We start from the raw sequence: 12,499 nt of genomic DNA, 5'->3' as shown, positions 1-12,499 counted from the left end.
AGCAGCCGCACACTGATTCAGAGCGGCGACGGGCCGGCGGTGACCACGGACGGCGCATCGCCCGCCTCCAGTTTTTCCTCCGTGAATGGGTAGTTCGAAGTCAACTCGCGCTTCAGTACGTCACGATCGCAAGCCTTTTCCCACATCGAAACCACGATACAGGCGACGACGTTACTGATCGTACTCGTCAGGGCGCGAGCCTCGGACATGAAGCGGTCAATGCCCACGATAAGCGCGACGCCGGCAACGGGAAGGTCGGGCATGACGGTCAGTGTCGCTACCAATGCCACGAATCCGCTCCCGGTTACCCCCGCTGCGCCCTTTGACGTCAGCAACATGATGCCGAGCATGGCAGCAATCTGATGCCAGGTCAGGTGGATGTCGCACGCCTGGGCAATAAACATCGATGCAAGCGTCAGATAGATAGCAGTGCCGTCCAGGTTGAAGGAGTACCCTGTCGGAAGTACCAACCCGACGACGCCCTTCTTGCAGCCCAGGCGCTCGAGCTTCAACAACAACCGAGGCAGCACCGGCTCGCTTGACGATGTACCGAGGACGACAAGCAGTTCTTCCTTGATATAGCGCAGCAACTGCCAAAGCCGGAACCCATGCAGGCGACACAGGAGACCGAGTACCACTACGACGAAGAAGGAACAGGCAACATAGAACGTCCCGATGAGGAGCCCCAAAGAACCAATCGACTTGATTCCATAGCGTCCGACCGTGAAAGCCATCGCCCCGAAAGCCCCGATGGGTGCCACCCGCATGATGACGCCAAAGACGGCGAAAAGCATGTGGGAAAAGCCGTCGATGGTGTCCAGTACGGGACGGGCCGCGGACCCGATGCGTGTAAGGCCGAAACCGCACAACACCGCGAGCAACAGGACAGGCAGGACCTCACCTTGCGCGAACGCCCCGACGAACGCATTCGGGATGATGTGCAATGCAAAGTCGGAAAAGCCTTGGATATGGATGTCGTTGGCAAAGCGCGCCGCAACGCTCGCGTCGAGTTGCTTCGGGTCGATGTGCATACCTGTGCCGGGCTGCATCAGAAACACCGTGACGAGACCGGTCAGCAAGGCAATGATGGTCAGTGCATAAAATAACCCCATCGACTTCAGCAGAGTCTTTCCGATCTCCTTGGTATCGCTAAGCGACGTAATACCGGTCACGATCGTACAGAACACGACCGGCGCGATCATCATCTTGACCAGCTTGACGAACCCATCGCCGAGCGGTTTGAGGGATGCACCGATATCCGGCCAGTAGTGACCGACAGTGATGCCGAGCATCAGTCCGATGAGTACCTGGACGTATAAGTGCTTGAATAGGCTCCGTAGTTTCACAACGGTGTCTCCTTATTTTGGTGCGACCGGCATGAGAGTTGCCGGAATCTTCGCCAGGCGGGTTGATCTTTCAACGCCGGCTTGCAAGCACGCGGTCGACCATCACGCCAGCCTGCCCCAGGTTATTGGCGGGGTCGCACATCGCCTCGAGTTGAGATCGTGTGACATGTCCGCGGATTTCCGGGTGAGTCGCGAGTATGTCGATCAATGGCCGGTTTTCGTCGATGGCCTTGCGGCATAGGTCATAGACCAGGTCATGCGCATATTCCCGGCCGATGTACGGGCCCAACCCCATCATCACCGCTTCGGACATCACCAGCCCGTTGGTCATATCGATGTTGGTGCGCATGCGGTCGGCGTCCACTTCAAGCCCTTGCAGGACAAATTTCGCCTGTTTCAATGCGCCGGAGATCAAGCAGAAGATCTCTGGCAACGACACCCATTCAATTTCCCATGGCCCGGTGGAGCGCTCATGGTCGGCGACCATCGCATCCATCAGGGCCGCTGCGTGCTGTCGCGCCACTGCAATGTTCGCGTGGATGTATAGGCACGAAATCGGGTTGCGCTTCTGCGGCATGGTGGACGACGAGCCGCGCCCGGGCGCGAATGGTTCGAATACCTCCGCGACCTCCGTCTGCATCATCAGCTTTACATCCATGGCAATCTTGCCAAGCGATCCACCGACGAGACCCAGGAAGGCGCCAACCTCGGCTACGGTGTCGCGTACCGTATGCCAGGAGATGAGCGGCTGCGCCAGGCCCAGCTCCTTCATCAGCGCGGCTTGCGTCTCCATCGCGCCTGTCTGCAGAGAAGAAAGCGTACCGGAGGCGCCGCCGAACTCTCCCATCAGTACACGCGGCTTGAGCTGCTGCAACCGCTCGCGGTGACGGTCAATGCCAGCCAGGATGCTGGCCATCTTGTAGCCGAACGTAATCGGCGTGGCTTGCTGCAAGTTAGAACGGCCGATGACCGGTGTGTCCCGATATGTCTTCGCTAGCTTAGCGAGCGCTCCCGCAATGTCGTCCAGATCCGCCTCGATCAGTGCGAGACCCTCACGCATTTGCAGCACCGCCGCGGTGTCAGTGATGTCCTGGGTCGTGGCTCCCCAGTGACAGAACTCGCCGAGGCCGTCTCGGCAGTTCTGATTGATCTGGTTGACCACGGCGATGATTGGATAGCCGATTTGCTCGGTTTTGGCTTTGAGCTTTACCCAGTCAATCTGCGAAAGTTCGCAGTTGCGTACGATTTCGTCAGCGGCCTCTTTCGGGATGATACCGAGTTCGCCCTGCACCTTTGCCAGGGCGCGCTCGATGTCAAGGTACTTGGCGGTCCGGTTCTCGTCCGACCACACCTCGCGCATGCGCGCATCACTGAACATGTCGCCAAAGATGCGCGAGTCAATAATTGTGGAAGCCATAATGTTCTACCTCTGCTTGATCTTGTCGAATGGGTCGACGGATGGAGTCGGATTCACACCGCATTGTCCGAACGCAGTGCCGTAATCTCGTGGGGGGCGTATCCGAGTTCCGCAAGAATGGAGTCGGTGTGTTGACCAAGGGCAGGGATCGGGTCCATACGCGGCCCTTCGTTCCAGGTGCCCGGCGGCAGCAGGGCCGGCAGCGTGCCCCGGGGCGATCCAACCTCGGTCCAGCGGCACCGCGCTTTGAGCTGCGGATGTTCCCAGACCCCGTTCATATCGTTGACACGGGCATTGGCAATCTGCGCGATTTCCAGCCGCTCCACCACCTGCGCGCCGGTCAGGGAAGCGAAGGCGTCCACGATAATCTGCCGCAAGGCTGTGCGCGCAGCCACCCGCTTCGGGTTGGAGGTGAACCGCGGATCCTCGACAAGTTCGGGCTGCTGCAATACTTTCAGGCAGAAGCTCGCCCACTCCCGTTCATTCTGCAGACCCAGCATCACCGTGACGCCGTCGCCTGCAGGAAAAGGACCATACGGATAGATCGTGGCGTGACTTGCGCCAGTGCGCGGCGGCGGCTCTGCGCCGTCGAACGCATAGTAAAGCGGGTAGCTTGTCCACTCCGCCAGCGATTCAAGCATCGAGATATCGATACGCTGACCGCGTCCGGTCCGACCGCGCTGGAGCAGCGCGGCCAGAATATTGCTGTAGGCATACATGCCCGCGGCAATATCGGCGATGGACGGTCCAGCCTTGCAGGGCTCCTCGGGGGTCCCTGTCACCGAGACGAAGCCGGCCTCGCTTTGAATCAGCAGATCATAGGCCTTCTTGTCCCGATAGGGGCCTGGATTGACCGGGTCATCGCCGTAGCCGGAAATGTCGCAGACAATCAATTCCGGCTTGACTGAGGAGAGCCTCTCATAGCCCAGTCCCAAGCGGGCGGCCGCACCGGGAGCGAGATTCTGCACCACGACGTCCGCCTTATTCATGATGAGACGCTCGAGCACGCCAGCCGCCGCCGGATGCTTGACGTCCAGCGTCAAGCTCTCCTTCGAACGATTGGTCCAGACGAAATGCGACGCCAAGCCGCGCACCCGTTCGTCGTATCCGCGAGCGAAGTCGCCCACGCCCGGCCTTTCGATCTTGATGACACGGGCGCCTAGATCGGCTAGCTGACGGGTCGCGAACGGCGCCGCGATAGCATGCTCGAAGGTAACGACGGTGATGTCTTTAAGTGGTTGCATCGTGAGAATCCGGGAGGAAGATCAGCGCAAGACGGCAGTGGCGTCCATGGTCAGCCATCCTTCATGGTCCGACGCCCAAAGATGAATGGTCTTGCCGTCAGCCTGAGGCTGCCCATTGACGTGGAAGGGGTGCAGGTCGAATGTCGGACGCACTGCGCGAAAGCGGAAGCTCGCCACGTCAGCTTGCGGCAGCTCGCGCCGAAGCAGGTCCAGCAACAGCGTCGCGATAAGGGGTCCGTGTACGATGAGGCCCGGGTATCCTTCCACTTCGGTCACATAGCGGCGGTCATAGTGAATGCGGTGGCCATTGAATGTCAGCGCCGAATAGCGGAACAGCAGTACATCGTCCGGCACGATTCGGCGCCGCCAGGCCGCATCAGAAGGTGCCGCCTGGGGTATGGCGGCAACATCACCCGATGGCTGTGCCTCGCGATAGACGATGTCATGAAACTCCACCAGCGAGGGCTCAAGGAGCCCTTCGACGCACACCTCATGACGGACCTTGACGAAGACCAGCTTGCCGGTCCTGCCTTCCTTGGTCGAGACGTCATCGATGGTCGAGGTGCGCACAACGCGGTCGCCTACACGAAGCGGAGCACGAAATTCAAACCGGCCACCAGCCCACATGCGGCGTGGCAAAGGCACGGGAGGCAGGAAGCCACCACGCTTGGCATGACCATCCGCACCGATCTCGCTCTGTCGGTGCATGGGAAGAAAGTAGAGCCAATGCCACAGCGGGGGCAATGGCGTACCAGTCGGCTGCGGTGCAGCCGGATGGTCCAGCGTAGCCCGCAGAGCAGTCACGGGAACCGCGGTAATCGTATCTTCGTGCTGCTCCCTGCGTCCGATCCATGTCCGCGGGTCCACTGCCTGTTCGTTCATTCCTCTCTCCTCGCTGTCCGTGCCAGACCGACACCTGCATGCGAATGGATTCTGGTCTCCTCGCGCAAGGGAGGGAATTGCATAATTCCTATGGATTGATCATTCGGGTGCATGAGTCGCGTCGACCGCGGGCTTCCTCAAGCTGGCCGGTTGCCTCATCTGCTGGCGCACCCTTCAGCGTGACGAGACTTCATCTTGAAATGGGTTCTCAGAAGCGGTGCCGCAAGCCGATACCGCCACCGAGCTTGCTGCCCTTGACGCCCATGAAGGAAGGACGCGCGTAACCGCCATGGATGCGGTTGAAGTCCACCTCAGCGTAGACATCGGTGCGCTTCGACAGGTTGTAGTCAGCAACACCCGTGACCATGATGCGGCTGCCTTCGGCGTTGCGCTGGCGATCGTAGTGTGACGCTACGGATAGTGTCAGGGCTCGAGTCGCGGATACCGCCAAGCCGCCTGTAAAGACGTCATTGCGTGTCGGGCTCACGTCAAATCGGTTGTTGAGGTAGCCAAATGTCAATTTGACGATTCCCCACTGGTAGTTGCCGCCCAGTCCCCATACCTTTCGCGCCTCGGGAGTTGTCAACGCGTTGGCCTGTTGCCAGAAGGCGCCGACGTCGACCGGACCTCTCGTGTAGCCAAGCGAGATCCCGTAACTGGAACTGCGCTTCGTCTGGCCAGGCACTTCGCCGAAGGTATAGTGAGCGCCTGTCGACAGCGCCCCCCATTGCCCAAAGAACTTGGCCATGTTGTCTTGGCGCGGCCCCGTATAGCCGTTGATGATAGTGACGGCGTCCAGATTTGGATGTCCGTTCGGCTGAAAGCGACCTGCTGCATCGTAGGCCGTCGTAAATTGACGCCCGAACGTCAGTCTGCCTGCCCCCTCCTTACTCAGACCCACCCACGCTTGCCGCCCGAACAGGCGCCCTTGTCCGCCCGTGCCCTGCTGCCCATAGTTGGCGGTCGCCGTACCTTGTGACGATACGCCTGTCGTTGGGTCGAAGCCGCTTTCCAGATTGAAGATGGCGGACAGCCCCTCACCGAGCGCCTCGCTGCCGCGCATGCCCCAGCGCGATCCGTTGAAATATCCGTCGCTCAGTTCTGCAAGGTGCTTGTCCCCGGCATTGTTATTGGAGTACCGGATGTTGGTATCGATGATGCCGTAAAGATTGACACCAGACGAGGCTTGGGCCTGCGCTGCCCCGCTGATGGCGACTCCCAAGGCAACTCCGGTTGCCAGGTCTTTGTACGTCCAGGTTCTATGCGGTTGCCTGATGCGCATTCGATCTCCTCCAGATGGTTCTTGTTGATATTTCGCCGTTGTGTGCCAACTCACCAGAGTTGGCCGGCGAGCGGGAGGCAGTTTGGGTGAGGCTGCAAAGGTGCGGAATTGCGATATTTGGAGGAATTGATGCAGGCGGTGCATCATTTGGGGATGAGCACACGGGCGTGGTCAGCGTGCTCCAAGCCCAGCGCGAAGCTGCACGTGCGATGGTCGATGCAGGCCGAGCCGTTGTCCGTCAGGCATTCGGTGGGCTGCGCGGTATCGAAGCGCTGCTCGACGGCGGCCAGCATCACGTCGCACACCACGTCGCCGCTATGCCCGCCGGCCGTCGCGGCCCGCTGCTGGTGCGGCGTGGGCCGGCGCAGGAACGCGCGGTGGGCAAGGGCGTCCTCGGTTGCCAGCGACGACAGCGCCTTGCCGCGCTCGACGACCGCCCACAAGAGGCGGCGCTCGGCTTCCCGGCGTTATGCGCGCGCGGTTTCGGTCGATTCGTGCAAGGTCAGCCAGGCGCGCAGGGCGGCTAGCAGGGCGGCGTCGGGAAAGTCGACCGTGATCGAGAAGCTCCGCATGGGACGCACCGCAAGTGACGAGAGGTGCGCTCGCCGACCGCGCCGCCGCCCCCCTTGAAATCGTCCTGCCCAATTGCTATTTTAGTTTCGCTCAGGCAGTCGCGTCGTTGCGCGCTGCGTGTTTCTGTTTGTTTGCCAGCAGCTTGGCGGGTGGATGGGAGCGCGTAGGCCCCGTCGCCTCCTTGCTGCATCGAAGGAGGATACGACCATGAGTGACCTTTTCTCGGGAGCCGACCTCTTCAGCGAACTCGACCGCATGCAAAGACAGATGGCGAGTTTGTTCGGTGGCTTCCCTTCCAGCCTTCGTACCGGACGCTTCGGCGCCTTTCCACCCGTCAATATCGGCTCCACGGACGACTCCATCGAGATCGTCGCATTCGCACCGGGCATCAAGCAAGACAAGCTCGAGGTGTCGATCGACAAGGGCTTGTTGACCATCAGCGGCGAGCGCGAAGCGGCGTATCACGGGTGCGATCCGGAAGCACGGCTATACGCGCAAGAGCGGTTTGCCGGCGCGTTCCGACGCGTGATCGAGTTGCCGCAAGGCGCCGATCCCGACAAGGTGCAGGCGCGCTACGCCAACGGCTGCTTGTCCATCCGTGTTGGCAAGCGTGAGTCCTCAAAGCCGCGGGCAATCGCGATCCAGTAATGCCAGGAGACTGCCATGACCGATAGTACCGAAGTCGCCAAGCGCGACCCGAACGCGCTGGCACAACGCGAGGAAGACCGGTCGACGCCGACCATGACACTGCTCCCCGCAGTCGACATCATCGAGGACCGCAGTGGCGTCACCCTCTGGGCCGATCTGCCAGGCGTGACCAAGGACAAGCTCGAGGTGCATGTCCACGACGGCAACCTCAATATCGAGGCAGAGGCGGTCGTGCCGATGCCGCCCGGGCTGCGTGTGCAACATGCAGAGATCCGTCAGCCGCACTTCGCGCGTGCGTTCTCGCTGAGTCCCGACCTCGATGCGGCGAAGATCGAGGCGAACCTGCAGGACGGGGTATTGAAGCTGACGATTCCGCGTCGCGACGAGGCCCGTCCGCGCCGCATTGAAGTCACCGTGGCGTGATGTCCCTCAGCGAGGGGTGGCGTTGCGGAGCTGGCGACGGTGGCGTCCCGTTCATGCGCAGTATTCCGCTGCCGGATGGCCTCGATCTGGACCATGTCGATGCCCGATTCGAACGAGGCCTGCTAACCCTGCGCCTACCCAAGTCAGGTGCGCAGCCACCCCCCGTCAGGAGAATCGAGGTCAAGTAAGCGGCTCGGAAATTCTAGGAACCTGAAGGGAATGCCTTGCGCAATTGACGGCGACGTATGGTCGGCTTGTCAACAGTCAGGCATCCCGGCAGATCCGTGAACGAAGCGAAGGAGGTAACGATGGAATTCGATTCTGATTGGCTTACGCTGGGTAGACATCGGTTGAGGCTCAGGTGTGTACGCGGATTTCCTACCGAGAAGACACGGGCAGTGGCGGAACTGGCGAGGATCGCCATCGATAACAACCTGAGTGCGGCGGCCCGACTAGTCGAAGTCTCCGTTACTGGTCCAGGGGAAAACGCTTACACGATCACCGTTGGCACGACCTTCGCAAAGGACAGGGATGTGACCCCGCATCTTGAGCTGGCGCTGGCCACGATGCTAGGCATTCCGGCTGACCACCTCAATATGGAGGTGGAAGTCATCAGCCAGGCGGAAGTGGATACACATTTTGGTGTGTATGAACGATGCTTGGCAGAGAAGCTTGGCATCGTGTTGCCCATTCAGTGAGAAGCCGATGGACACGGCCAAATCCGCTTTGGCATCACCGGAGGTGGAGCACTGAAAGGGAGCGCGAGGCGTGCGGGCCGTGGTGAACGCAGCCAAGCTCACGGGAATTTCCGAGTTGGGAAGCAATGGTCGCTTGAGCATCATGAGTCAGGTCATCGGAATCGATCCGGGCACCACGAGGCCGTCGATCGTCGCCTGGATGGACGAGGGTGAGATCCTCGCCGGCGCGCCGCCAAGCGGCAGGCCGTGACGAATCCCGAGCACACGCTGTCTGCCGTCAGACGGCTGATCGGCCGCCGCCACGAGGACAAGGCAGTACAGAAGGACATCGGCCCGGCCCCTTCGCGATCTTCAAGGCTGGCAAGGCATGGTCAAAGCGCGCTTTGGGTGCGAGCCGCGCAAGCACGTCAATCCCGATGAGGCGGTGCCAGCGGGCGCTGCGATCCAGGGCGCGGTGCTCACCGGTGACCGCAAGGAACTGATGATTCGTTAGCCTGATGATTCGTTAGCCAAGACGGCGAGGAAACCGTGATGGAAACAGTAAAAAGACTGCTGAGTGACAGTGCGATTACCATAAAGGTAAGAGTTGAGCTGATTGCAGCGAAAGGTCTCGATTCCACTGGCATCAAAGTCAGCACCAACAATGGCGTGGTGCATCTTGGAGGCAAGGTGAAGAATGATAACGATCACCTGGCAGCACTTAAGGCGGCCGTATCGGTGACGGGGGTCGACACCGTGGAAGATGAGATGCAGGTTGGCGGGTAGCTGGCAGAACCGCGTCCGGCATCGATCCCCCCATTGTTGCAATATGCCGAGGCAGGTGGATTTCAGCTCAGTTCGTTTTACCCTTCGAGTTTTGACTGTCGGCGATCAATTGTGGCTTGGCTCAGCGATTGGCCTCCAGCGGCCGAATCCCGGGCAGGCCGTGCCTTGTTTAACGGAACGACTGGACGAACAGAAGCAGACGCCATCCCCGTTGACGTCAACCAGCGAAGACATGAGCAAGGCGGAAGCGGCCCGGGCCGAAGCCGCCGCCGAGGAGGATGTGGCGGCCCGCATCGCTGCCATCAAGCTCTCCAACGCTTGAAGACGACGCTGGCGTTCACGCCGCCGAAGCCGAAACCGTTGGCCATCGCGTGAACGATCGGCAGGTGCCGCGGCGCATCGCGCACGATGTCCAGGCCCTCGGCGAGTGCGTCCGGCTGTTCGAGGTTCAGCGTCATCGGGACGACCTGATCGCGCAAGGCCAGGGCGGTGAAGATCGCCGCTACGCCACCGGCCGCGCCCAGCAAGTGGCCCGTCGCCGACTTGGTGGAGGTGATGGCGAGCGGGACGTCGACGCCGAACAGGTCGCGCACCGCGGCCAATTCGCCCAGGTCGCCGACCGGCGTCGAGGTCGCGTGAGCGTTGAGATGCTGCAGGTCGGACGGAGTCAGGCCGGCCTGCGTCAGCGCCGTCTGCATCGAGCGTCGCGCGCCGCTGCCGTCTTCGGGGCCGGAGGTAATGTGAAACGCATCGGCGCTGGTGCCATATCCAATGAGTTCGACCAGGGGGGCGGCGCCGCGCGCAAGCGCGTGCTCGAGCGATTCGATCACCAGCATGCCGGCGCCTTCGCCCATCACGAAACCGTCGCGGGCCCGGTCGAAGGGTCGCGATGCGCGGGTGGGCGTGTCATTGAAGCCGGTGGACAAGGTCTTCGCTGCGGCGAAGGCGCCCAGGCTGACGCGATCGATTGCGGCCTCGGCGCCACCGCACACCGCGATGTCGGCCTCGCCGCAGCGGATCAGCCGCGCCGCGTCACCGATGGCCTGGATGCTCGCGGCACAAGCCGTCACCGGGGCACCAATCGGCCCCTTCAGGCCGTGCCGGATCGACACGTGGCCCGCGGCAAGGTTGACGAGGAACGAGGGGATCGTGAACGGCGACAGACGCTTCGGTCCGCGCGTCTCGGTCGTCCGCACCGCGCCCGCAATCGCCGGAAATCCACCGATGCCCGACGCGATGACCGTGGCGGTGCGCCGCTGGGACGCTTCGTCGGCCGGAGCCCATTGCGCCTGCGCGAGTGCCTCTTGCGCGGCGGCGAGCGCGAAGGCGATGAAGCGGTCGATCTTGCGCTGGTCCTTGGTCGACACGAAGCGGTCGATGTCGAAGCCGCCGCACCCGTCCTCGTGCACATCGGGCACCACACCGCCCACGCGGGCCGCGATGTCCGCCGTCATCGAATCCGGTAGCCGGCGCAAGCCCGACTGGCCGGCCAGCAGCCGCTGCCACGCCAGCTCGACTCCGCACCCCAGCGGCGAGACCATTCCCATCCCGGTGACGACGATTCGGCGGTTCGCAGTGGGCGTGATGTGCATGGTTTCTGTCCTGGTCGATCTATTGATGATGATCGACATCATACAGTATTGAGTATGATTGTCATCAAAACGCAATGCCATGCGCACGAAAGGATCTTCATGAAAGTCTCGAAAACGCAGGTGGCCGAGAACCGCCTGGCCATCCTGCAGGCCGCGGCCCGGCTGTACCGCGAGCGCGGTTTCACCGGCGTGGGGGTGGCCGACATCACACGCGAGGCCGGGCTCACCCACGGCGGGCTGTACCGGCACTTCGAATCGAAGGACGCACTGGCGGCCGAGGCCGCGGAATACGCGTTCGAGTGGAAACTCTCCGAGCTGGAGACACCGGATGCCGATGCGAACACCGACGTCGACGGGTTCCTTCGAACCGGCGTCGCGAATTACCTGTCGCCGCAGCATCGCGACAGCGTCGGCCAGGGCTGCCCGGTGGCCGCGCTCGCGGCAGACGCGGCACGCGAAACGGGTGCGATCGCAGACGCTTTCGCCCAAGGCATCGGGCGCTACATGACGCTATTCGCGCAGCGGAGGCCCGATGGCACCGAGGCTGCGCAGATCGAACCCGAGGACCGGGTTCGCGCAATTTCGATGCTGTCGACAATGGTGGGCGGATTGATCCTCGCCCGAGCCACCGCGCGGGGATTGCCCGAGCTATCGGACGAGATTCTCGCGACCTTGCGCGATCATCTTGCGGCCACATGGGACCTCGACAAATACAACCGCGATGGGTGCGACTAGCGCTGCGGATCCCGTTCGGCGGTGGGCACGCCGGTCGAGCGCAAGACGCGCTTCGTGGTGTCGTGTCGCATGGACGGCTGCACGGCCCAAGATGCCCTGGAGGGCTTCACACGGCAAATGAAGCAGCTGCGGGCCTCTGCGCGAGAGTCTGACCTGCGATCGCGGTGCCGGCGACCAGGAGATCGCCGGTCTTCTCGCCATCTGCTAGGCCAGGGCGCTCATGGCATTTTCGAGTTTCGCCGTCAGTGTCAACGCTGCCTCTTTATCGGTAGATGCGTCCAGGGGAGTTGAGATGGGAGCCCCGAATGTGACGCGAATCACCGGACGGCGAAATAAATGAATGAGCCGGATATGTTCCGGCCCTTCGTAATGCGCGGGAATAATTGTCGCCTTGGCATGCAAGGCGATAGTCGCAGCGCCGCGCTTTGCTTCGATTTGATCGCGGGTGCGCGTTCCCTTGGGAAATATGAGGACGCGTTTCCCCTGTTGTACGAGCGAGATAACTTGCTTGATGGCCGCAGTGGAAGGGCGGCCACGATCGATGGGAAACCCACCTCCGTTCCGGACAAACCAACCGATGACTGGATTGTCGAAGAGTTCCTTCTTGGCCATCTGATGCAAAGTAAACGGCAGGGCAGAATACCCGATCCATAGCGGATCTGCCCACCCGACGTGATTGCATACCACGATTTTCCCTTCCGGGCCGTACAAGTTTTCAACGCCACTCACCGTGACCCGACCAAAACGCGACAGCACTACTTTCAGCACACGGATAAACAAAGATGGATTAGAAACGGACACGCGGCAAGTCTCCTTATGCGTCTTACACCCGAATTAGGTTCGCGACAGTGATTTTGCACCATCGGAGTCTCGGGCGGAACGGGCTTGTCCGGT

General features: G+C 61.6%; 16 protein-coding genes and 4 pseudogenes. 11 read left to right on the top strand and 9 right to left on the bottom strand.

Annotated features, from left to right (window positions below):
• Positions 1-17 precede the first annotated feature (17 nt).
• The 7 genes and pseudogenes from dctA to BKK81_RS35835 all read right to left on the bottom strand — a co-directional run.
• Positions 18-1,346, bottom strand: a complete 1,329-nt coding sequence (gene dctA / locus BKK81_RS32495; protein WP_071021640.1) for a C4-dicarboxylate transporter DctA — start codon at positions 1,344-1,346, stop codon at positions 18-20.
• Between the two features lie 70 nt (positions 1,347-1,416).
• Complete coding sequence (locus BKK81_RS32490) at positions 1,417-2,763, bottom strand: class-II fumarase/aspartase family protein (protein WP_071021639.1); 1,347 nt, start codon at positions 2,761-2,763, stop codon at positions 1,417-1,419.
• Between the two features lie 53 nt (positions 2,764-2,816).
• Complete coding sequence (locus BKK81_RS32485) at positions 2,817-4,007, bottom strand: CaiB/BaiF CoA transferase family protein (protein WP_071021636.1); 1,191 nt, start codon at positions 4,005-4,007, stop codon at positions 2,817-2,819.
• A gap of 21 nt (positions 4,008-4,028) precedes the next feature.
• Complete coding sequence (locus tag BKK81_RS32480; protein ID WP_197524015.1) at positions 4,029-4,889, bottom strand: FAS1-like dehydratase domain-containing protein; 861 nt, start codon at positions 4,887-4,889, stop codon at positions 4,029-4,031.
• 208 nt (positions 4,890-5,097) lie between these two features.
• Complete coding sequence (locus tag BKK81_RS32475) at positions 5,098-6,171, bottom strand: porin (RefSeq protein WP_071021634.1); 1,074 nt, start codon at positions 6,169-6,171, stop codon at positions 5,098-5,100.
• 154 nt (positions 6,172-6,325) lie between these two features.
• A pseudogene (locus BKK81_RS32470) lies at positions 6,326-6,509 on the bottom strand (IS3 family transposase); the annotation flags it as partial.
• Positions 6,510-6,512: 3 nt separating this feature from the next.
• A pseudogene (locus tag BKK81_RS35835) lies at positions 6,513-6,692 on the bottom strand (integrase); the annotation flags it as partial.
• A 259-nt stretch (positions 6,693-6,951) separates the two neighbouring features.
• Between BKK81_RS35835 and BKK81_RS32465 the strand changes: the two are divergent.
• From BKK81_RS32465 to BKK81_RS36195, 9 genes and pseudogenes are all read left to right on the top strand, one after another.
• Complete coding sequence (locus BKK81_RS32465; protein ID WP_071021628.1) at positions 6,952-7,392, top strand: Hsp20/alpha crystallin family protein; 441 nt, start codon at positions 6,952-6,954, stop codon at positions 7,390-7,392.
• 15 nt (positions 7,393-7,407) lie between these two features.
• Positions 7,408-7,815: an Hsp20/alpha crystallin family protein gene (locus BKK81_RS32460; protein ID WP_071021625.1), complete on the top strand. Its 408-nt coding sequence runs from the start codon at positions 7,408-7,410 to the stop codon at positions 7,813-7,815.
• On the top strand, positions 7,815-8,003 hold the full coding sequence (locus tag BKK81_RS34800) for an Hsp20/alpha crystallin family protein (protein WP_335582880.1): 189 nt from the start codon (positions 7,815-7,817) through the stop codon (positions 8,001-8,003). Before BKK81_RS32460 ends, BKK81_RS34800 begins: the two co-directional genes overlap by 1 nt.
• Positions 8,004-8,123: 120 nt before the next feature.
• The gene (locus BKK81_RS32455; RefSeq protein WP_071021623.1) at positions 8,124-8,513 is read left to right on the top strand and encodes a hypothetical protein; all 390 of its coding nucleotides are present in this window, start codon (positions 8,124-8,126) and stop codon (positions 8,511-8,513) included.
• An 82-nt stretch (positions 8,514-8,595) separates the two neighbouring features.
• Positions 8,596-8,763, top strand: coding sequence for a hypothetical protein (locus BKK81_RS37150; RefSeq protein ID WP_442873409.1), 168 nt, complete (start codon positions 8,596-8,598; stop codon positions 8,761-8,763).
• Positions 8,760-8,933, top strand: a complete 174-nt coding sequence (locus BKK81_RS37145; RefSeq protein ID WP_442873408.1) for a hypothetical protein — start codon at positions 8,760-8,762, stop codon at positions 8,931-8,933. The genes BKK81_RS37150 and BKK81_RS37145 overlap by 4 nt, the downstream gene beginning before the upstream one ends.
• Positions 8,875-9,000, top strand: a pseudogene (locus BKK81_RS35830) (Hsp70 family protein); the annotation flags it as partial. The gene BKK81_RS37145 and the pseudogene BKK81_RS35830, both read left to right, overlap by 59 nt.
• A gap of 44 nt (positions 9,001-9,044) precedes the next feature.
• Positions 9,045-9,278: a BON domain-containing protein gene (locus tag BKK81_RS34790; RefSeq protein ID WP_071071564.1), complete on the top strand. Its 234-nt coding sequence runs from the start codon at positions 9,045-9,047 to the stop codon at positions 9,276-9,278.
• A 55-nt stretch (positions 9,279-9,333) separates the two neighbouring features.
• The gene (locus tag BKK81_RS36195) at positions 9,334-9,600 is read left to right on the top strand and encodes a hypothetical protein (protein ID WP_197524014.1); all 267 of its coding nucleotides are present in this window, start codon (positions 9,334-9,336) and stop codon (positions 9,598-9,600) included.
• On the opposite strand, the gene fabF is transcribed toward BKK81_RS36195, so the two are convergent.
• Positions 9,581-10,870 (bottom strand): beta-ketoacyl-ACP synthase II, encoded by a 1,290-nt coding sequence (fabF, locus tag BKK81_RS32450; protein WP_071021620.1) that lies wholly within the window; start codon positions 10,868-10,870, stop codon positions 9,581-9,583. The two genes, BKK81_RS36195 and fabF, sit on opposite strands and share 20 nt — an antisense overlap.
• A 99-nt stretch (positions 10,871-10,969) precedes the next feature.
• Between fabF and BKK81_RS32445 the strand changes: the two genes are divergently transcribed.
• On the top strand, positions 10,970-11,605 hold the full coding sequence (locus BKK81_RS32445) for a TetR/AcrR family transcriptional regulator (RefSeq protein WP_071022849.1): 636 nt from the start codon (positions 10,970-10,972) through the stop codon (positions 11,603-11,605).
• Between the two features lie 9 nt (positions 11,606-11,614).
• Positions 11,615-11,771: pseudogene (locus BKK81_RS37140) on the top strand (IS30 family transposase); the annotation flags it as partial.
• 38 nt (positions 11,772-11,809) lie between these two features.
• Here the strand turns inward: BKK81_RS37140 and BKK81_RS34775 are convergent.
• On the bottom strand, positions 11,810-12,406 hold the full coding sequence (locus BKK81_RS34775) for a lysophospholipid acyltransferase family protein (RefSeq protein ID WP_083384675.1): 597 nt from the start codon (positions 12,404-12,406) through the stop codon (positions 11,810-11,812).
• Between the last annotated feature and the right edge of the window lie 93 nt (positions 12,407-12,499).

This window comes from Cupriavidus sp. USMAHM13 (assembly GCF_001854285.1).
Classification (GTDB): domain Bacteria; phylum Pseudomonadota; class Gammaproteobacteria; order Burkholderiales; family Burkholderiaceae; genus Cupriavidus; species Cupriavidus malaysiensis.
Note: the sequence above shows the minus strand (reverse complement) of the source record. Positions and strands in the feature narration are given on the sequence as shown.

Coding starts and splice junctions, on each gene's coding strand:
- BKK81_RS34800 (WP_335582880.1), top strand. CDS start 7,815: ATGTCCCTCAGCGAGGGGTGGCGTTGCGGAGCTGGCGACGGTGGCGTC.
- BKK81_RS32480 (WP_197524015.1), bottom strand. CDS start 4,889: ATGAACGAACAGGCAGTGGACCCGCGGACATGGATCGGACGCAGGGAG.
- BKK81_RS32460 (WP_071021625.1), top strand. CDS start 7,408: ATGACCGATAGTACCGAAGTCGCCAAGCGCGACCCGAACGCGCTGGCA.
- BKK81_RS32445 (WP_071022849.1), top strand. CDS start 10,970: ATGAAAGTCTCGAAAACGCAGGTGGCCGAGAACCGCCTGGCCATCCTG.
- BKK81_RS32485 (WP_071021636.1), bottom strand. CDS start 4,007: ATGCAACCACTTAAAGACATCACCGTCGTTACCTTCGAGCATGCTATC.
- BKK81_RS32490 (WP_071021639.1), bottom strand. CDS start 2,763: ATGGCTTCCACAATTATTGACTCGCGCATCTTTGGCGACATGTTCAGT.
- fabF (WP_071021620.1), bottom strand. CDS start 10,870: ATGCACATCACGCCCACTGCGAACCGCCGAATCGTCGTCACCGGGATG.
- BKK81_RS32465 (WP_071021628.1), top strand. CDS start 6,952: ATGAGTGACCTTTTCTCGGGAGCCGACCTCTTCAGCGAACTCGACCGC.
- BKK81_RS32455 (WP_071021623.1), top strand. CDS start 8,124: ATGGAATTCGATTCTGATTGGCTTACGCTGGGTAGACATCGGTTGAGG.
- BKK81_RS32475 (WP_071021634.1), bottom strand. CDS start 6,171: ATGCGCATCAGGCAACCGCATAGAACCTGGACGTACAAAGACCTGGCA.
- BKK81_RS34790 (WP_071071564.1), top strand. CDS start 9,045: ATGGAAACAGTAAAAAGACTGCTGAGTGACAGTGCGATTACCATAAAG.